Consider the following 19,942-nt stretch of genomic DNA (forward strand, 5'->3'; position numbering starts at 1 on the left):
GCTTGCTCTTGAGATAGGTTGAGAGTCTAGCCATTTAAGTTCAAAAAAGTAAGCATAACAGCGAAAGCGGTACGCTTATTGCCATCAATAAACGGATGGTTCATTGCTAAATGGTAAAGGTACGCTGCTGCTTGCTCGTGAATTGTTGGATGGAGAAGTTCACCGCCAAAAGTAGCTTGAGGTTGTGCCAATGCTGAATCTAGCAAACCTTCGTCTCTAACACCTGATGTTCCACCAAATCTTTTAATTTGGCGTTGGTGAATATCTAAGACTTGAGGAATAGTGAGAAATTTAGGAGTATGCAAGCTGAATAAATACCTCTTCCCATTTTTTTTCAACTGCTAAGTAAGCCTGCCATACTTCTTCATCTGAGGCAATTTGATTTGAGGCAGTATTTTCTAATTTGTCTTCATTTTGTTCAATTTCGCGCAAAAATTTGGCAAAATCAGGAATATTTAATAATATTTTTTCAGTAGCTTCGTTTTCTTCTATTTTTTGTAGATAAGCAAGAATTGCAACTGCTACTCGCAACTTCTTAAGAGAAAGTTGACGCAAACGGCTTTCGGCTTCTGATAAATAATTGCTGTGCTTTTGTTCTGTTGTCATCGTTATCCCAAGCTAGGTTTTTTGCCAGTTGTGAATCACTTCTGCTGCTAACTCTAGCTTATCGCGCTATTGTGATTTACTCAATTAAGGCAACTGCAAAAATACGTAAGGAGCAATGCTTAATACAATTGCTGCAACCACCGGATCATTTCAATTAGTAGCTGAATTGGTTAATGGCGTTAAAACTATTTTGGGATCCTAATTAATTTATGTTGTAAAACACGATGCCTACGGCGGCAAGCTACGCACTTTTACTTTCCTGTAGATTGAAGCGCGATCGCTCTTCAATTAAACTTTAACTAAATACCATGTATTTCCATCTTGATAAATATTGGCAGTAGATGCCTGTGCAGCCTTTATTACAAGCAAACTTGTTTCTTGGATCGAAGGGTAGTACAACCCAGAATGCACTCAACAGGATTATTCCGACCATGAAATAGACAAGATGAAGATCATTAGCACACCAAATGCTTTAGTCTTTAAAGATAACTTGATTTTTTAATATTGGTGAAATTTCTAGCTCCTTTACTTACGTGAGTCTAGTCTCACTCAGAGATTATTCGGGTATATGCAGTTTAGATGTAACAATCAAGTGACGAGAATCACACATATCGATGATTAGGATCGTCTCCCAGCGATCGCTAACTAGGCATAATTAATGACAACTGAACTCTAGCCGAGTCATTAATAGGGAACACACTTAATTGCCGACAGCCTTAATCAAGGACTGTCGGTTTTTTATGTCCGTATATCCTTCATCCTTTGAGAAACTCCATAGTTATACTTAAATAAATTTCCCCACAACTGGTTAGTAACTTGACAGAGATTTAGCCATAGCCACTACCAAATGTGGGGAAGGTACGATCAAATTGGGTATCTTATGCCTATCGAGCGCTTATTGCACTCACTCTAGTAGACCGGAAGTATACTCCTAAAACCAGCACACACTTTGTATTAAGACATCGCTTGAATGATGTAATCAAAGTAGGGTGCTGCTTCGGCAGCGTCTTCTGCACTCAGTAAGCCAAGGGAGGCTGTTTTGAGGGAATTGATCGCTTCTACCATTCCAGGCACGGGAACGCCCAATGAGTTGTACATTTCCCGGACACCAATCAAACCAATTTTTTCAATTGGCTCTTTGTCGCCGGCAAGCACACCATAAGTAATTAGACGCAAGTACCAGCCAAAATCGCGGATACATAGAGAGCGTTGGCGTTCTCCGTAAGCATTACCTCCGGGGGAGATAAAGTCAGGACGCTTCTGCCAAAGTTGTTTGGTTGCTTCTTGAACTATCTTTTTTTCGTTTTCGGCTAAGGTAGCCGCAATCCGCGTCCGTTGTACGCCGGTTTGCAAAAAGTCTTTGATATTTTTAAGTTCGCCACTGCTGGGATAACGCAGTTCGTCGTCGGCTTTGAGAATAACTTGGCTAATTACAGTCATGATGATTGAAATCACCTGAAATATTATCTGTTAGTTTAGCGAGTTGGAGGTACACAAGTGAAGGGATAGGAGCTACTTATATATTGAATTTATCTATTTAAGGAGAGTAGGGAGTGAAGAAAGGAATAGGTGACAGGTTACAGGGCATGGATTATTCCCTGTCACCTGTCACCTATTACCTCTCCCCTAATCCCAAAGACCAATGACTAATGACTAATGACTAATGACTAAAATAATTTGGCAACAGGGTGAATTAATTGAAGTAACCATCGCTAATCTGAGTGATACAGGCGATGGTGTGGGACGCGCTGATGAACGTGTAGTGTTTGTCCCAGATACTGTCCCAGGCGATCGCGCCCTTGTCCGCTTGGTTCATGTTAAACCCAAATATGGCCACGGTAAGCTCCAACAGCTATTGGAACCATCCCCTCACCGGATTCGACCCAGTTGTATTGTGGCGGATAAGTGCGGTGGTTGCCAGTGGCAGCATATTAATTATGATTACCAGCTAGTAGCCAAGCAAAATCAAGTTATCCAAGCTTTGGAGCGCATTGGCAGTTTTATCCAACCACCAGTAGATCCGGTACTCGCTGCCCCTTCTGCTTTGGGCTACCGTAACAAATCTACATATCCTCTAGGCACATCAGCAACAGGACAGGTACAAGCTGGTTATTATCAAAAAGGTAGTCACCAATTAATTAATTTAAATCAATGTCCAGTCCAAGATGCGCGATTAAATCCCTTACTTGCCGAAGTTAAGCAGGATATTCAACAGCAAGGTTGGCCAATTTACGACGAACACCGCCACCAAGGAAAAATTCGCCATCTCGGTTTACGCATTGGCCGACACACTGGAGAAATGCTGCTGACTTTGGTAGTAAAGGACTGGAATTTATCAGGAATTGAAACCCAAGCGCAGGAATGGTTAAAGCGCTATCCGCAGTTAGTGGGAGTATCGCTCAATCGCAATAGCGATCGCACAAATGCTATCTTTGGATCAGAAACCCGTTGCATCGCTGGAGTCCCACACCTGCGTGAAAATTTTGCTGGACTGGAATTTCAAGTACGCCCAGATACATTTTTCCAAGTGTATACCGAAACAGCAGAGGCACTATTACAGGTAATTCAATCAGAACTCAATCTTCAAGGGCATGAGTTCCTAGTTGATGCCTACTGTGGTATTGGGACTTTAACTTTACCCCTCGCCAAAAAAGTACGTATTGCTACAGGATTAGAAGTGCAACCAGCAGCAGTAGAACAAGCTATTTTGAATGCCCACCGCAACGGAATTGATAATGTGACATTCCAAGTCGGGGCAGTAGAGAAATTGCTTCCCAAAATGGGCACAATACCAGAAGTTGTAATACTCGATCCGCCACGTAAGGGGTGCGATCGCGCAGTCATAGATACTTTACGGCAATTGAAACCATCTCGGATCGTTTACGTCAGCTGTAAAGTAGCTACCCTCGCCCGCGACCTGAAATTGCTTTGTCAAGATGGACAATATACCATCTCACGGGTACAACCTGCTGATTTTTTTCCTCAAACGGCTCATGTTGAAGCTGCCGCCTTTCTTGTGCTATCACATTTGGACAAGGATAGTAATTCCTTCAAAAAAACTGAAATTTGAAATTTTTAGTCTAGTGCATACTAAAGATGCTAAAATTGAATTAAGGCAAAAATAAAAATTCATTTTGTTTAAATAAATTCAAGTTGCATGGGTTCTTAAAAATATGAAGAAGATTGTGTGAATTATAAATCGGCAACTAGCTAGAGTATGCGAATACTCTGCCCAGTTAACAGCATATTCTTAATTTGCTGACATAAGGATCGAACTTATTTCAGCCGATATATATTTAAACAATCCCAATTCATAGTTATAGAGCAAATGCTCCCTAGCATTTTCAAAATTTAGTTTTAAAGACGCAAGTTTGAAGGCAGCATGACCACCTCAAGTTTTATCAGGGTGACTGTAATAGCAAACTGATGTCTAGCTAACTGAAAGCTATGGGGTTTCTCTTGTGATTACTATTTCACTCCGTCCAGTTGGACGTTATTGGGGCACTATTAGTTTTGCCTCAACCCTCTACCTTTGTCCCATATTAGACTTATTGTTGGCAGAAATTCCAGCAAGATTACAAGCAGAACTGCGGCTGGGACTTCAAGAAGCCCTAGTCAACGCAGCCAAACATGGTAATAATCTCGATCCGAGTAAAACAGTTGTAGTTCGTTTTTCCGTAATAGATAATCAATATTGGTGGATAATATCAGACCAAGGTAGTGGCTTTACTCCTTCATCTACTAGTAATGAAGAACCAACAGACTATCTTCCACCGGATGAGTCAGAAAATGGTCGTGGTTTATGTCTTCTACATCAAATTTTTGATCAGGTAGAGTGGAACCGCAAAGGCACAGAATTGAGGCTTTGTAAACAAATGGAAAATCGCCGAGGATTATCTCTGCGACGGTAGGGTAGTTAGAAGTTAGGAGTTAAGAGTTAGGAATTTAAAACTTTTAACTCCTAACTTCTAACTTTTTCCGTGAGTTGGACAGGGAGGGGCAGAAATAGAGCGATCTAACCAACCAATTGCCTGTTCTAATCTCGCTTGAGCTTCTTGTGGCTGATTCTTTAAAAGATACACAATCGCTGCTGCCACTTGTTCATTAGCGCGGGAATTGCGGTTAGACTTGAGGCGATGCCAATCGTTAGGGGAAATGCTCAGTCTTTCCATCAGGGCTTGAGCTAGTTCCAGAGTACTAAGTTCATTCAGTTGACTGGTTTTCGGCAGCTGCATAGATTGGGACATAACTATTGGCACATTTGCATTTACTTCTACTTTACTACTTGTAAATGAAGCCGCCAAAAAAATCACAGCCGTCAGCAGAAAATCCCGAACCAGATTTTGAACAAGAACTAGAGGAAGTAGAGCGATCGCTCTTATCCTTAAAAGAACGTTACGATCAAGTGCAACGCGATCGCCAACAACAGGCACAATGGCAACAGCGTCAGGATCAACTAAAGCACAATAAATCTCAGACAGCAGAAATCAAAGCAGAGTTACGGCACATTCAACAGCAGTTGGAAAGGCTAGAACTAAACTTAGAAAGCCAGTTATTTTCTTGGCGTAGCTTAAAGAAACCTTTCTGGCAAGTCGTCCGCTTTGGTGGAATGGGCGTTATCATAGGCTGGATATTAAAGTCTTATGCTGGATAAATCCAATTTTGGATTTTAGATTTTGGATTGGGTAAAATGGTTAAGATTATTTAATATTTTTACTTACTAAGTTGACGAAATATAAGTTGTAAGATATGGCAAATCGACGGATTGCAGAAATATTGCGAAGTGGCCAACCTGATGAGTCCATCCAAGTGCAAGGCTGGGTGCGGACGAAGCGCGAGTCCAAAGGGTTTGCTTTTATTGAAGTCAATGACGGCTCATCACTAGCGAATTTGCAAGTCGTCATCAATCAGGATTTGCCAGATTATGAAGCTATATTGAAAAAATTGAATACGGGTGCGGCTGTGGAAGCGACAGGGGTACTAGTGGCTTCCCTTGGTAAAGGACAGCGAATTGAATTGAAAGCCGAGTCTGTGAAAGTTTACGGCGAAGCTGATCCCGATACATATCCCCTGCAAAAGAAACGCCATTCCTTTGAGTTTCTACGAACCATTGGACATTTGCGATCGCGGACTAATTCTTTTGGTGCAGTTTTCCGCGTCAGAAATGCTTGTTCGACAGCAATTCACCAATTTTTCCAAGAAAGAGGATTTTTGTGGGTACACACACCGATCATCACTGCTAGCGATTGCGAAGGCGCTGGTGAACTGTTTAGCGTTACCAGTTTAGATTTAAAGAATATTCCGCGCACAGAAAACCAAGCAGTAGATTACAGCCAAGACTTTTTTGCGAAACCCACATATTTAACAGTTAGCGGCCAGTTAGAAGCGGAAGTGATGGCGATGGCGTTTAGTAACGTCTACACCTTTGGCCCTACCTTCCGTGCAGAAAATTCCAACACCTCGCGCCACCTAGCAGAATTTTGGATGGTTGAGCCAGAAATGGCTTTTTGTGACTTAGAAGGCGATATGGATTTAGCTGAGGCGTTTCTCAAGCACATTTTTAAATATGTGTTGGAAACTTGCCCAGAAGATATGGAATTTTTCAATGAACGTATTGATAAATCTGTGTTGTCAACAGCCGAAAATATTGTTAATAATCAGTTTGAACGGTTAACTTATACAGAAGCCATCAAACTTTTAGAAAAAGCTGATGTTAAATTTGAATATCCTGTGAGTTGGGGTTTAGATTTACAATCAGAACACGAACGCTATCTAGCTGAACAACAGTTTAAAAAGCCAGTAATTGTTACAGATTATCCAGCGCAAATCAAAGCATTTTATATGCGGTTGAACGACGATGAAAAAACCGTCCGCGCAATGGATATTCTCGCACCGAAAATTGGCGAAATTGTCGGCGGTTCCCAGCGCGAAGAACGTTTAGAAGTATTAGAACGCCGAGTAATAGCGCAAGGGTTAAACCCAGAAGACTTGTGGTGGTATCTGGATTTGCGTCGTTACGGTACTGTTCCACACGCTGGTTTTGGACTAGGTTTTGAACGACTCGTGCAATTTATAACTGGTATGGGAAATATTCGTGATGTGATTCCCTTCCCGCGTACACCGCAAAGTGCTGAGTTTTAGTTTGATTAAATAAGGCGATAAAAAATCGCGTTTACACAAACTAAGTCAGTCTTAGTGGACTAATAAAAACTTTGAAACCCGCGAATGCGGGTTTCGCTTGCAAAGTAGCGTATTTTATAAAACGATTAGTTAAAATTAATAATTTTGAATCTCCTTTTGTAAAACTTGAATTTGCTCAATAGATAATTCAGTAACTTGAGCAATTTGTTCTAAACTCATTCCAATTCGCGACAAATTTAAAGCCAATTTTCTTGTTGTTTCTGCTTTACCTTCTGCTTTGCCTTCTGCTTTACCTTTGGCTTCGCCTTCTTCTAGGATTTGTTGATAAATGACTGATTCGCGCATAATCTCACTCCTTTCGCATCTGTTTTTTTGACCATGATATCCTGAAAATAGTGCCCATATTGAAATGCTTCTAAAAGAGTATCCACTTTTTATTTTGTAGAAGCACCGCGCAAACGATATCTAATGCCCTCTAATCCCTGTATTGCTGGACTAAAAGAAGAAATTAGGTCGTGTTATCTCATGACGTTACGTGTCAACAGGTTTTGGACAATGGGGATTTATAGAATAGGTCATTACACAGAAGTAAATATCCTAAATAATTAACTTTTATTTATATCTAAGGTTCTAGTAATAGAATTCCCTAAAACTCTGACAAAGTAGCATATAGTTTTTAGAATATGCCTGCAATAAATTTCTCATCACCGTAGGATGGCATCTTGTATAGCCTACAAGGAATATCAAAGTTAGCACTGGAGATGTAAGTTAATGCTAATGTTACTTCTCAACATCGGGAATGAGCGATATGCCATAGAAAGCCGACAGGTTATAGAAGTAATACCACTTGTTGTACTCAAAACTTTGCCCCAGCAGCCTGAGCATATCGCTGGTGTTTTTAATTATCGGGGACGCATTGTACCAGTAATCGATTTATGTCAGTTGATGCGTGGTAAAGCCTCCACTGAATACTTGAGTACTAGGATTATACTAGTCAATTATTGGGGGAGTAATAATACAGAACTTAAGGCTCCTTATATTTTGGGTTTGATGACAGAACAAGTTGTAGAAACATTACACCAGTCTCAGTCTAAATTTGTTGATCCCAATATTCAGATAGATACAGCGCCATATTTGGGCAAAATGATTGTTGATGACCAAGGGATGATTCAGTGTCTTCGCATTGAGTACTTGTTGTCAGAAGCGCAGCAAGTCAATCTCTTGCCAGAAAGTCATCACAATACTAGATTTTAGATTGGTCTGAAGATTCTATAAATGGCACAATCTGTTATTGAAGCTTTACTAAAAAGCAAGATTGGTTTAGATGCAAATTCTATTGGTGCTGATGCGATCGCAAGTGCAATTTATCAACGTATGGCAGATTGCGGCATCACGGATATTGCTCACTATCTGGGGAAGTTACAGGTATCTACGCAGGAATGGGAAGCACTGATTGACACCGTGATTGTTCCAGAAACTTGGTTTTTCCGAGAACCAGAGTCTTTTGCACTTCTGAAGCATTACGTATTATCTGAATGGTTGCCAAAAAATCCCCAAGGCGTACTGCGGGTTTTGAGTGTACCCTGTGCAACCGGTGAAGAACCATATTCTATTGCGATCGCTCTTTTGGAAGCAGGATTAAATCCGACAAACATTCACATTGATGCTGTTGATGTTAGCAACAAGTGCCTGTCAAAAGCCCAACGAGCAATCTACAATCAATACTCGTTTCGCGGCAATAGTCAATCGTTTCAAGAGCGCTATTTTCAGGCAACTGAGGCAGGATATCACCTGTGCGAACAGGTGAAATGTATGGTGAATTTTATTAATGACAACTTGGCAGATCCAGCTTTTCTTGCTGACACGCTGCTTTATGATGTAGTCTTTTGCCGTAACCTGTTGATTTACTTCGATGTGACAACAAAAGAGCGCACCATTCAAGTCTTAGAAAGATTGCTAAAGACAGAAGGCTTACTATTTGTTGGACACGCTGAAACTTGGTTATTGTTTAAAACTCAATTGATCTCAGTTCGTCAAGATTCAGTAGTTGCTCATCGAAAGTCCACTGGGGGTGAAAATGTTCGCAAAAATCATCATCCAAATATTCAGAGACAAGGCTTTACAGACAAAAATATAGATGTTGCCAACAAGCGACAGCTATCCAAAAAAATTGTCACCCAAGAGAGATTAAATGTTGCTCCCCAGAACCCCATATTGCCAATAGAACTAAAAGTAAATTTGTTAGAAACAGCTAGAGCTTTAGCCGATGAAGGTCGATTGGATGAGGCGGTTAAACTATGCAACGACTATCTCAACCGAAATCAGGCAAGTACTGAAGCATATCTTTTACTAGGTCAGGTGCAGCAAGCGATGGCACAAAATGAGCGGGCGGCACAATCTTTTCAAAAAGCAATTTATTTACAACCGACTCACCAAGAGGCGCTGACTCATCTGGCATTACTCAAAGAACATCAAGGAAATGCGGATAGTGCTAATCTTCTTTGGCAACGAATTCACCGATTAAATAATTCGTAATACTTCTCTACGAGAGGCTGCGCCAACGGCTACGCTCAGTACAAGTTCGTAATTACGTTTTTAGGACTAGAAATGTGTAGGTTGGGTTGAGGAATGAAACCCAACCTATGAATATAGCGGTTCTCGTTTGTATGCAATAGACTTTGACCTCTCTCCTTTTAGACTACGGTGTACACACAAGTCTTTTAAAGTTGCTGCGGAACGTAGTGCCGTGGCAAGACTAAAATAGTGCATTATCTAACTCTTGTGGGATGGGCGTCTCGCCCGTCCGGGGCGGACAAGATGTCCACCCCACAAGAAAATTTATTGCAACATTTTAAGCTTGCCACGCCAGTAGGGTGGGTTAATTTTTGTAGGTCGAACAAAGGTGCGAGTCGATACAACAAACGTGCAGGTCGATGCAACAAACGTGCGAGTCAATACAACAAAGGTGCAGGGCGATGCATCAAAGGTGCGAGTCGATACAACAAACGTGCAGGGCGATGCATCAAAGGTGCAGATCAAGAGACTTGTGTGTACACCGTAGCTTTGTAGGGAAGGGGCTGGGGGTTAAGTCTGTATTGGACTCAACTAAGAACCGCTATATTCAAAATCTACGCAGTATTGGGATTCATCCACCTCAGATACTCAAACTTCTTACTCAGCACTCAACACTTTCACATTAGAAAAAAAAGCTAGTCTCTGAACTAAGGCTAGCTACTTAATAATTTGTTTAAAAATAAAAATACAGACTGTTCATCTTGTTTGTGATTTGGGAATTTTAAGAACTGAATGCGTTTTACAGCAGCAGAGGAACAATAGGATATCCAATGTTCAAGAACATGACCTTGCAAACACGGTTGATCGGTTCATTTTTATTCATGGGACTGATTGTACTCACGATGGCCTTGCTGGGATGGTTCACCACCAACGAGTTAAATCAGTACATTAATATACTAGCGACTGATAATATCCCCAGTGTGTCCGGGATATGGAAAATTAACGAAGGTCAGACACAAATCCAATCGGCAGAACGGTTACTATTCGATCCTGAAGTCACTGTTAGTGAAAGACAAGGTGCAATAACTCAAATCCAGGATGCTTGGAAACAGATTAATGAAGGTATTAAACAGTACGAAGCAACGCCATTAAGCGAGCAAGAAAAAAAAGAGTATGCCTTACTTAAAGAACAACTAGATGCCTGGAAGGAAGCTCATGAGAAATTGTTAGATATTGAACAACAGTTCACTCAACTTGGTGTTCGCAATCCTTGGAAAAAACAGATTGAATTCATGCGTCAAGGAAAAGAAAAAACTTCTGATTCTAACACTATTCAAACAGCGATTCAATTACGTAATCGCATGGATTCCGAGGGAGCAAATAAGGAAGAACCTTTATTTAAAATAACTGACGATCAAGCAAGCAAACTTTTAAAACTTAATGAAGGTTATATAGCAGATACACAAAAAGAAGTCGAACAAAATGTGGCTCGCAGCATTTTCTGGATTTCAATCGGAATTGCAATTGGCCCCATAACTGCGATTATTTTTGGGTTTATAATCGCTCGACAAATTGCATTTCAGATTCTTGGTGTTGTTAGGGTTGCAGAGCAAATTTCCACGGGGAACTTAACAACTCAGGTCATGGCTGATTCCAACAGCAAAGATGAAATGAATAGACTCTTAACTGCTTTCCAAAGGATGACTCAGAATCTCAACACTCTGATTCGTCAGGTACAGCATTCAGGTATCCAAGTGACTACCTCAGCTACTCAAATAGCAGTTTCGGGTAAACAATTAGAAGGGACGCTTACCGAGCAAGTTGCTTCTACTAATGAGGTAGCTGCCGCTACTAAAGAAATTTCCGCTACTTCTAGGGAATTAGTAAGTGCAATGGAACAAGTTGCGGCCATTTCACAAATCACAACGACAGCAGCGAATGATAGTCAAAAAGACATAGTGCGGATGGAAATCACTATGCGGCAGTTAGCAGAAGCCACAAATGCGATCGCTGCCCGATTGGGAGTAATTAGCGAAAAGGCAAATAGCATTAATACTATCGTCGTCACAATTACCAAGGTGGCAGACCAAACGAATCTGCTATCGTTAAATGCGGCGATCGAAGCCGAAAAAGCTGGAGAGTATGGCTTGGGCTTTGCTGTCGTTGCTAGAGAAATTCGCCGATTAGCAGATCAAACCGCCGTTGCTACCCTCGACATTGAGCAGATGGTGAAGCAGATGCAATCGTCAGTCTCTACAGGTGTGATGGAGATGGACAAGTTTGCCGCAGAAGTAGGGCGGAATATAGAAGATGTTGCCAGTATTAGTACGCAGGTTGGGCAAATTATCCAGCAAGTGCAAGACCTGAATCCGCGATTTGAGTTTGTCAACCAGGGTATGGAAACCCAATCTGTGGGAGCGCAACAAATTAGTGAGGCGATGGTGCAGTTGAGCAGTACCTCTGTGCAAACTACGGATTCTTTGCGGGAAATTAATCATGCTATAGCCCAACTTAACCAAGTGGCGCAGGGATTGCGTCAAGAGATTGCCCGCTTTCAGGTGAAAACAGAAGACGTTATACCCCTGATTCACCAATTCTCTTGAGCAGCCCTTATGAACCCCGCTACGCCATTAAATATTGAACGTTGTTGGAATTTTATCGGCATTGAGGGCGATCGCTCTTGTCCCCAATTAGCCACCTATACCCATTGCCGCAATTGCCCCGTTTACTCTACTGCTGGACGCTATTTGCTAGAGCGCTCCATACCTGAAGATTATCGCCATCAGTGGACTGAGTTACTGGCTAAATCTAGAACTGATGAAAATTCTCAGATATCCCATGCTTTACGCACAACTCAAATCACGGTTGTGATTTTTCGTCTGCAACGGGAATGGCTGGCACTTTCTGCCCAAATCTTCAAAGAAATTTCTCCTGCGAGTGTGGTTCATACCATACCGCATCGCAGCAACCAAATCTTGCGCGGATTGGTAAGTATCCGAGGCGAATTGCGATTGTGTATCTCTTTGAGCGATTTGTTGAATCTGGAAACTGTCGATACAGCAGTACAAACGCTCAGTTCAGTGGTGTATTCGCGCATGGTGGTGCTGGAAAAAGCAGATAAAACTTGGGTGTTTGGTGTAGACGAACTTTATGGAGTACACCGATTTCACCGGGATGAGTTACAAGATTCGCCTAAGAGTCTGACTCAAACTTATACAAAAGGATTATTTCACTGGCAACCTGGCGGATCGCAAATGGAGCGATCCCACAGTGTCAGTTATTTAGATGATGAATTGTTATTCACTACCTTAGCTAGGAAGGTGCTGTAATCAAAGACCTAACCCCCCAACCCCCTTCTCTTGTAGGGAAGGGGGAGCTAAACTCCCCTCTCCTCGTAGGCTACGGTGGTGTACACAAATCTTTTAAAGTTGCTGCAGAACGTAGGGTGGGTTAATTTTTGTAGGTCGATGCAACAAAGGTGCGAGTCGATACAACAAACGTGCAGGGCGATGCAACAAAGGTGCAAGTCGATACAACAAACGTGCAGGGCGATGCAACAAAGGTTCGAGTCAATACAACAAACGTGCAGGGCGATGCAACAAAGGTGCAGATCAAGAGACTTGTGTACACCATAGCTTCGTAGGAGAGGGGTTGGGGGAGAGGTTCTTCCAGGATTAATGAATCGGTGTTCTAGGAAGGTGTAGTAATGTTAGAAGAATTTGATGTCAGCAATCTTTCCTTGCTTGATTTATTCAACATGGAAGTAAAAGCCCAAGTTGTGGTATTGAATGATTGCCTGTTGGCACTGGAAACTAAGCCCGATCCCCAACCAGAACTGGCAGCTTTAATGCGGGCAGCCCATTGCATCAAAGGCGCTGCGCGAATTGTCCAAATCGATCCGGCTGTCAACCTTGCCCATGTCATGGAAGACTGCTTTGTGGCGGCTCAAGAGGGAAAATTTACCTTAACTGCCGATCGCATTGATGTATTGTTGCAAGGGGTAGATATGCTCCTGCGTATAGCGGAAACGGTTACAGCCAACCCAAATTTGCAGGTGTTAGAAGATGTTGGCATTCAATCATTGGTGAGGGCGATCGCTAATATCCTAACTCCAGAGGCAACCTCTACAGAAATTCATCCCCTAGTAACAACAGCGCAGTTAGAAGACAACCAACAGACAACCCTTATTTCCCCATCCCCATTAGAAGAACTGGGGATTACCCAAAATCGGGCGGTGCGAATGAGTACTGAAAATCTCAATCGCTTGATGGGTTTAGCAGGAGAGTCTTTAGTTGAGGCGAACTTGTTAGAACCATTTGCTAACTCTTTGCTGAAGCTGAGAAAGAATCAGGGGGAATTATCTAACCTGTTGGAGAAGTTACAGGATTTATTGGGCAACTATCATCTGGATCGGCAAATTAAGGAAACCTTGAGTGCAACTCATCAAAAAGCTAACGAATGTTACCAGATGATGAGCGATCGCCAAAACGAACTAGAACAATTTTCTCAGCGTTCTGCTAACCTTTCCCAGCGCCTATATCAAGAAGTTATTGCTACTCGAATGTGTTCCTTTGCTGATGGGGGACAGGGATTTCCCCGGATGGTGCGCGACTTAGCAAGACAATTGGGTAAACGGGTGAAACTGGAAATCGTCGGTAAATCTACTTTGGTAGATCGAGATATTCTAGAACGTCTGGAAGCTCCGTTGACTCATATCCTGCGGAATGCGATCGATCATGGCATTGAATCGCCCCAGGAACGTTTAGCAACCGGAAAGCCAGAAGAAGGAATTATTCGTATTGAAGTTACCCATCGTGCCGGAATGTTGTTTATCACCGTTGCAGATGATGGACGGGGAATCGATATCGAGTTTTTGCGCCAAGTAGTCATCAGCAAACAACTGACAAACCCGGAAATGGCAGCTCAACTTACCGAAGTTGAGTTGATGGAATTCCTGTTTTTGCCTGGTTTCTCCACAACCCAAACTGTCACCGAAATTTCGGGTAGAGGTGTGGGTTTAGATATAGCCCATAGCGCAGTGCGGGAAGTTAGCGGGACGTTGCGGGCGGTTTCTGTGTTGGGAAGGGGTATGACCTTTTACTTGCAGTTACCGCTGACGCTATCTGTGATTCGCACCCTGTTGGTGGAAATTGCTGGCGAACCCTATGCTTTTGGGCTAACGCGCATTGAACAGGTGTTGATATTATCCAAGTCTAAGATTGCTGTATCGGAAAATCGTCCATTTTTCATGATGAATAATCAACCTGTGGAGTTGATTATGGCAAGTCAAGTTTTAGAGTTAGCCTCGCCTGCGGTGAATGTAGAATCGTTATCAGTTATTGTAATTAGCGATCGCCTCAATCGTTATGGATTAGTTGTAGATCGGTTTCTCGGTGAGTGCAATTTGGTTGTCCGACCTTTAGATCCTCGCCTTGGTAAAGTCCCCAACATTAGCGCCGCCGCCCTGATGGATGATGGTTCGCCAGTCTTGATTGTCGATGTCGAAGATTTAGTCCGTTCCATTGCAAAGGTGTTTTCCAGTGGACAACTTTCTCAGGTAAATCAGTCTGCTCATCAGGCAGTTACCAAAACTTACAAGCGAGTATTAGTAGTAGATGATTCAATAACTGTGCGCGAAATGGAGCGCAAACTTTTGGAAAACAACGGTTACAAAGCTGAAGTAGCAGTTAATGGCATTGATGGTTGGAATGCAATCCGCAGCGGCGATTATGACTTAGTGGTGACAGATATTGATATGCCCCGGATGAACGGCTTTGAACTCACCAGCCAGATAAAAACTCATGCCAAGTTGAAGCAAATACCTGTGATTATTGTTTCTTACAAAGACCGAGAAGAAGACCGACTGCAAGGGTTAGAAGCAGGTGCAGACTACTACTTAACTAAGAGTAGCTTTCATGATGACACTCTATTAAAGGCAGTGATTGATTTAATTGGAGAAGCTTGATAATAATTCGTAATTCGTAATGACGCTCGAGGACTCGCTAACGCTACGCTAACGTAATTCGTAATTAAGAAAGTAAGATTTAATCTGGGTTTTTATCTGTTGTATTTGTAGCGTTATTTTGGAAAAATGCCATAATTTGTGAGAATTGCGATCGCTAACGATATGTTCATGGCTGTAGAAGCACTGCGGCGGGCTGTGGTAAAAATACCAGATTACAAGCTGGCGTGGGTTGCTTACGATGGTGCGGAAGCTGTGAGCAAATGTGCAGCTGATACTCCCGACCTGATTTTGATGGATGTACTAATGCCCAGCATGGATGGAGTAGAAGCGACACGGCGCATCATGAGCCAATCTCCCTGCGCCATTGTGATGGTGACAGCTAGCGTTAATCGCTATGCAGCCAAGGTTTTTGAAGCAATGGGTTATGGAGCCTTGGATGCCATCAATACGCCAGCCTTGGCTGATGATGGGCTACTAAATAAAATTGCTGCGATCGCCCGCTTAATTGGCAAATCTTCACATCGGCGTGTCCATTACTCAAAATCACTTCCATCCCTAATTGTTATCGGGGCTTCCACTGGTGGCCCCCAAGCATTGACAACTATTCTCTCCCAATTTCCCCAAGACTTTCCGGCAGCTGTGGTTGTTGTTCAGCATATAGATGCCCAATTTGTCCAAGGTTTTGCCACCTGGTTAAATGAGCAAATTTCTATGCCTGTGCAAATTGCGATCGCAGGAAATACACCACACCCCGGTAAAGTTCTGCTTGCCAGCACAAACCATCATTTGGTCATGCGTCCCGATCTCACCCTTGGCTATGACAAAGAACCACTAAATTTTTCCTATCGTCCATCAGTCGATGTTTTCTTCAAGAGTGTGGCTAAAAATTGGACTGGAAAGGGGGTTGGGGCGTTGCTGACGGGGATGGGTGGAGATGGCGCTCAAGGCTTAAAACAATTGCGCGAAGCAGGTTGGCATACTATTGCTCAAGACCGCAAAACTTGCGTTGTTTATGGTATGCCGAAAGTAGCCGTAGAATTAAAAGCTGCGGTGGAGGTTTTGCCAGTTGAGGCGATCGCATCAGCCTGTATCAAATTTACGGCAAAATACTTAAATAAATAGTACTTTATTATACTTTTGTCAAAATATATGCTTTGAAGCAAATGCTTAAAACACCTTTACGAAGTATTTCAAAATCCTGAATTACTGAGATATAATTGCGACAATTGCAAATTAGTACATTTAATTTATTAGTTTGTAGTCGTGAAAACAAAGACCCATTTAGAGGTGCTAAATGAACCCGCAAGAAACAGCACTCTTACAAATATCTCAAAAGACAGAAAAATTATCACCGAAGTGGAGTGAACCAGAAACCCCGCAAGCTGTGCCATTTATTCTGGATGCTAAAATATCCACAGTCAGACTTTTGCTAATTGACGATCAGGTAATTATCAGCGAAGCCTTCCGTCGAATCGTTGCGACAGAAACAGATATTTCTCTTCACTACACAAGTAATCCAGCTAAAGCTATTCAAGATGCGATCGCCATAGAACCAACGACGATCTTTTTGGATATGATCATGCCAGATATCGATGGATTAATGTTACTGCGTTGGTTTCGCTCTCATCCAGTAACTCGTGATATTCCGATCGTCATGCTATCCAGTAAAGAAGAAGCAAAGCTCAAAGCAGAAGCTTTTGCTGAGGGTGCAAATGACTACCTAATCAAATTACCCGATCCAGTTGAGTTAATTGCCCGCATTCGTTATCATTCTAAAGCTTACAATAACCTCAAAGCACTCACTACTGCAACTGCTACTGCCCAACTTCAAGCACAACAGTTAGAAAATACCTTACGAGAATTACAAACTACCCAAGTTCAATTGATCCAGACAGAGAAAATGTCTAGCTTGGGTCGGATGGTTGCAGGTTTAGCGCACGAAATTAATAATCCTGTTAATTTTATTCACGGGAATTTTAATCATCTTAATAACCATGTAAACTGTCTTTTAAATTTAATCCAACTATATCAACAAGAACATCCAGATTCGTATTCTTTGTTTGAAGAAAAATTCGGCGACTTTAATATTGATTTCATCATCGATGATTTACCAAAAATTCTTTCATCCATGAGGATAGGAACCGATCGGATTCGTGACATCGTGCTGTCCCTAAAAAACTTTTCTCGACTCGATCAGTCAGAGAAAAAAGCTGTTAATATTCATGAAGGTATAGAAAGTACTTTATTACTTTTAAATCATCGACTACAACCAAAAATTGAGATGATTAAAAAATATGGTAATCTCCCACCAGTTCAATGTTATCCAGCACAACTAAACCAAGTATTCATGAATATCCTTAGTAATAGCATTGACGCTTTACTAGAGCTAGATAATCAGAGCCAAAAGCAAATTGTAATTCAAACTGAAGTAACTAAATTAGAAACAGTCATAATTACATTTAGAGATAACGGTGATGGAATAGATTCTGAGATTCAAAGCAAGATATTCGATCCTTTTTTTACAACTAAACCTATCAACAAAGGAACGGGACTAGGTTTAGCAATTAGCCATCAAATTATTGAGAAACATCAGGGAAATATCCAGCTAAAGTCTGAACTTACTTATGGAACGGAATTTACGATCGAAATTCCAATAGCATTAAATGTTAATAATAAAAGCGACACTCAAACTAAGACTTCACTGGAGAATTATTTTTTAGGGCGTTGATTTATCTTCTAAGAAAATTTAACTTATAAGTTTCTAAAGAAGAATGCTGAATTCTGTTTTAATAAATACATAATTTATTAGATACTAATACTATTTGGTTAAGACAAGAGAAGCGATGAATCGCCGTCTCTACAATAATTTCTCGCATCTTTGCGCTCTATAATTTTCATCAAAAAACCTTAACCGAACCGTATTGCATTAGATGCGATCGCACTTGTTTATGAAAATCCATAATTCATATCATCTAATCTTCATGATGAATTATGAATCATTTGCTACCGCTTGCGTGCATGGGATGAGTGACGCTAGTGTTAAAAGAAATCGTGCAAAGCTAAACCCTTATCCAAGAAGTCGAATAGGAAGCTACAATGGCAATTCCAAATAAACAAGTAAAATTTAATACTGATATTTTAGATAATAGACGCACCCAAACTCGCATCCAGGTTCGTATCCCTAAAGAGTTACATGAGGAACCAGTCATTTCACGACTGGTTTCTCACTATGGCATTACAGTCATTATTGCTGATGCTCAGGTAAGCGCAAACGTGCCACAATATAGCTACTTCGATTTGGAACTGCGAGGTACTGTTTCCCAAATTGAAAGCGCCCTAACTTACCTGGATGAACTGGATTTAGAAGTTTTGCACCAATCCAGCCCTGAAGAAGATGGTTGGTAATTAATTTTGGATTTCGGATTTTGGATTTTAGATTGATAATCCAAAATCCAAAATCTAACTAAAATCTAAAATTCACTATGCCATTTGATTTTCAATCGCCCACCGCGCTAGTTCAGTGCGGTTGTGGAGATTGGTTTTGCCCAACATATTGGACACATGGCTTTCAACTGTACGCTGACTAACGTTTAGTTCTTCAGCAATTTCACGGTTAGCTAAACCTCTAGCAACAAACTGAACTACTTTCAGTTCGGTTGGGGTTAACTGCACATCAAAGGGAACTTGGATGCGGGAACCGTTTTCGCCTCCTTTTGCTTGGTGTTCTTTCCAACGGATAGTTTGTTTCAGTGAGGATTCAACTTGGGCGACGAGTTCTTCTGGTTCAAAGGGCTTGACCATATAAACATCAGCACCTTTGTTCAGACCTTTAACTCGGTCTGCACTTTGTCCCTTGGCTGAAAGGAAAAGAACCGGAATCCAGCTGGTGCGTTCGTTTTGCCGGACTTGTTCCACAAAAGTATATCCGTCCATTTCCGGCATCATCACGTCGCAGATGATCATGTCTGGAACATCTTGCTCTAAAATTTCCAGAGCTTCACGTCCATTTTCAGCGGTGATGACTTCATATCCCCGGAATTCTAAGTAATCCTTCACCAGCAAGATGAGGTTAGGGTCATCATCAATCAATAGAAGTCGTTTGTGATCTTTCATGCTGGGCTCTTTCATAGCAGTGGCACTTGTCGCGCTTCGGTCCATCAAAGTCTTGAATATTTATCCTCTATGGTGGGTTATTCGAGATGTTGTCCTTTTTCCTACTTAACTTGCCTTTGCTGTCTCGAAGTCTCAAAAATGCCGAGCACTTTCAATAGACTAGTCGCTCGATAGCAAAAGTCCAGCAAGGATACGTATAGCAGTAGTATCTATAATGCGCTATTATATATCGCTTTGAAAGGGGCGGGGTAAAAAACACTGATTAAATAATAATCTTTCGGACTCACAAGTAAGTATTGGCTTAAAGATGACCCTACCTCAAAACCAACCCGCACTTTCTTTAAGCTTACTGCTATACCATATCCTTTAGTTGTTAAGCCTCTATGAGGTGTTCACAAGAAACTAGGGAAGTTTCTGGCAAAAGATGGATTGAAAACGCATATTTTTCTACCACTTTATTGCCTATTCAGTGTTCTCGGATGATCCGCAGGGTAACTTCCGGGTTTGCTTGGCGATACCAGACACCATCAGGGTAAACCACCATTATCGATCTAGAACAAGAAACGCGCAAGCAGTTGGCTTTAGTTTTATAGACGCAAATAG

At 41.7% G+C, this 19,942-nt stretch carries 19 protein-coding genes; 13 read left to right on the forward strand and 6 right to left on the reverse strand.

Annotation, left to right across the window (positions count from 1 at the left end):
- Nucleotides 1-26: 26 nt before the first annotated feature.
- The 3 genes from V7K44_RS14425 to V7K44_RS14435 form a co-directional block, all read right to left on the reverse strand.
- On the reverse strand, nucleotides 27-305 hold the full coding sequence (locus V7K44_RS14425; protein ID WP_334932477.1) for a type II toxin-antitoxin system death-on-curing family toxin: 279 nt from the start codon (nucleotides 303-305) through the stop codon (nucleotides 27-29).
- Complete coding sequence (locus V7K44_RS14430) at nucleotides 292-606, reverse strand: hypothetical protein (protein WP_334932479.1); 315 nt, start codon at nucleotides 604-606, stop codon at nucleotides 292-294. Before V7K44_RS14430 ends, V7K44_RS14425 begins: the two co-directional genes overlap by 14 nt.
- A 954-nt stretch (nucleotides 607-1,560) precedes the next feature.
- Complete coding sequence (locus tag V7K44_RS14435; protein WP_012407637.1) at nucleotides 1,561-2,046, reverse strand: allophycocyanin subunit alpha-B; 486 nt, start codon at nucleotides 2,044-2,046, stop codon at nucleotides 1,561-1,563.
- A gap of 223 nt (nucleotides 2,047-2,269) precedes the next feature.
- On the opposite strand from V7K44_RS14435, the gene rlmD reads away from it, so the two are divergent.
- Nucleotides 2,270-3,676 carry a 23S rRNA (uracil(1939)-C(5))-methyltransferase RlmD gene (rlmD, locus tag V7K44_RS14440; protein WP_334932482.1) on the forward strand — a complete coding sequence of 469 codons (1,407 nt, stop codon included), beginning with the start codon at nucleotides 2,270-2,272 and terminating at the stop codon, nucleotides 3,674-3,676.
- A 391-nt stretch (nucleotides 3,677-4,067) separates the two neighbouring features.
- Nucleotides 4,068-4,517, forward strand: coding sequence for an ATP-binding protein (locus tag V7K44_RS14445; protein WP_094348589.1), 450 nt, complete (start codon nucleotides 4,068-4,070; stop codon nucleotides 4,515-4,517).
- Nucleotides 4,518-4,574: 57 nt separating this feature from the next.
- On the opposite strand, the gene V7K44_RS14450 is transcribed toward V7K44_RS14445, so the two are convergent.
- Entirely contained in the window at nucleotides 4,575-4,853 is a 279-nt protein-coding gene (locus V7K44_RS14450) for a DUF6439 family protein (RefSeq protein WP_334932484.1), read from the reverse strand.
- A 44-nt stretch (nucleotides 4,854-4,897) separates the two neighbouring features.
- Between V7K44_RS14450 and V7K44_RS14455 the strand changes: the two genes are divergently transcribed.
- Nucleotides 4,898-5,260, forward strand: coding sequence for a hypothetical protein (locus tag V7K44_RS14455; protein ID WP_334932486.1), 363 nt, complete (start codon nucleotides 4,898-4,900; stop codon nucleotides 5,258-5,260).
- A 95-nt stretch (nucleotides 5,261-5,355) separates the two neighbouring features.
- Nucleotides 5,356-6,747: an asparagine--tRNA ligase gene (gene asnS, locus V7K44_RS14460; RefSeq protein ID WP_334932488.1), complete on the forward strand. Its 1,392-nt coding sequence runs from the start codon at nucleotides 5,356-5,358 to the stop codon at nucleotides 6,745-6,747.
- Nucleotides 6,748-6,882: 135 nt separating this feature from the next.
- Here asnS and V7K44_RS14465 read toward each other — a convergent pair whose 3' ends face one another.
- On the reverse strand, nucleotides 6,883-7,092 hold the full coding sequence (locus V7K44_RS14465) for a hypothetical protein (protein ID WP_442940691.1): 210 nt from the start codon (nucleotides 7,090-7,092) through the stop codon (nucleotides 6,883-6,885).
- 432 nt (nucleotides 7,093-7,524) lie between these two features.
- On the opposite strand from V7K44_RS14465, the gene V7K44_RS14470 reads away from it, so the two are divergent.
- The 9 genes from V7K44_RS14470 to V7K44_RS14510 all read left to right on the forward strand — a co-directional run bounded on the left by V7K44_RS14470 (nucleotide 7,525) and on the right by V7K44_RS14510 (nucleotide 18,631).
- Nucleotides 7,525-8,001, forward strand: coding sequence for a chemotaxis protein CheW (locus V7K44_RS14470; protein WP_334932490.1), 477 nt, complete (start codon nucleotides 7,525-7,527; stop codon nucleotides 7,999-8,001).
- 21 nt (nucleotides 8,002-8,022) lie between these two features.
- Nucleotides 8,023-9,282, forward strand: a complete 1,260-nt coding sequence (locus tag V7K44_RS14475; RefSeq protein ID WP_334932492.1) for a CheR family methyltransferase — start codon at nucleotides 8,023-8,025, stop codon at nucleotides 9,280-9,282.
- Between the two features lie 282 nt (nucleotides 9,283-9,564).
- The gene (locus tag V7K44_RS14480; protein ID WP_334932494.1) at nucleotides 9,565-9,816 is read left to right on the forward strand and encodes a hypothetical protein; all 252 of its coding nucleotides are present in this window, start codon (nucleotides 9,565-9,567) and stop codon (nucleotides 9,814-9,816) included.
- A gap of 275 nt (nucleotides 9,817-10,091) precedes the next feature.
- On the forward strand, nucleotides 10,092-11,864 hold the full coding sequence (locus V7K44_RS14485; protein ID WP_334932496.1) for a methyl-accepting chemotaxis protein: 1,773 nt from the start codon (nucleotides 10,092-10,094) through the stop codon (nucleotides 11,862-11,864).
- Between the two features lie 9 nt (nucleotides 11,865-11,873).
- Entirely contained in the window at nucleotides 11,874-12,590 is a 717-nt protein-coding gene (locus V7K44_RS14490; protein WP_334932498.1) for a chemotaxis protein CheW, read from the forward strand.
- Nucleotides 12,591-12,967: 377 nt separating this feature from the next.
- The gene (locus V7K44_RS14495; protein WP_334932500.1) at nucleotides 12,968-15,226 is read left to right on the forward strand and encodes a hybrid sensor histidine kinase/response regulator; all 2,259 of its coding nucleotides are present in this window, start codon (nucleotides 12,968-12,970) and stop codon (nucleotides 15,224-15,226) included.
- 138 nt (nucleotides 15,227-15,364) lie between these two features.
- Complete coding sequence (locus tag V7K44_RS14500; protein WP_334932502.1) at nucleotides 15,365-16,348, forward strand: chemotaxis response regulator protein-glutamate methylesterase; 984 nt, start codon at nucleotides 15,365-15,367, stop codon at nucleotides 16,346-16,348.
- Nucleotides 16,349-16,520: 172 nt separating this feature from the next.
- The gene (locus tag V7K44_RS14505; RefSeq protein WP_334932504.1) at nucleotides 16,521-17,954 is read left to right on the forward strand and encodes an ATP-binding protein; all 1,434 of its coding nucleotides are present in this window, start codon (nucleotides 16,521-16,523) and stop codon (nucleotides 17,952-17,954) included.
- Nucleotides 17,955-18,322: 368 nt separating this feature from the next.
- Entirely contained in the window at nucleotides 18,323-18,631 is a 309-nt protein-coding gene (locus V7K44_RS14510; RefSeq protein ID WP_334932506.1) for an NIL domain-containing protein, read from the forward strand.
- A gap of 75 nt (nucleotides 18,632-18,706) precedes the next feature.
- Here V7K44_RS14510 and V7K44_RS14515 read toward each other — a convergent pair whose 3' ends face one another.
- On the reverse strand, nucleotides 18,707-19,384 hold the full coding sequence (locus V7K44_RS14515) for a response regulator transcription factor (protein WP_012407592.1): 678 nt from the start codon (nucleotides 19,382-19,384) through the stop codon (nucleotides 18,707-18,709).
- Between the last annotated feature and the right edge of the window lie 558 nt (nucleotides 19,385-19,942).

The organism is Nostoc sp. (assembly GCF_036917235.1).
Classification (GTDB): Bacteria; Cyanobacteriota; Cyanobacteriia; order Cyanobacteriales; family Nostocaceae; genus Nostoc.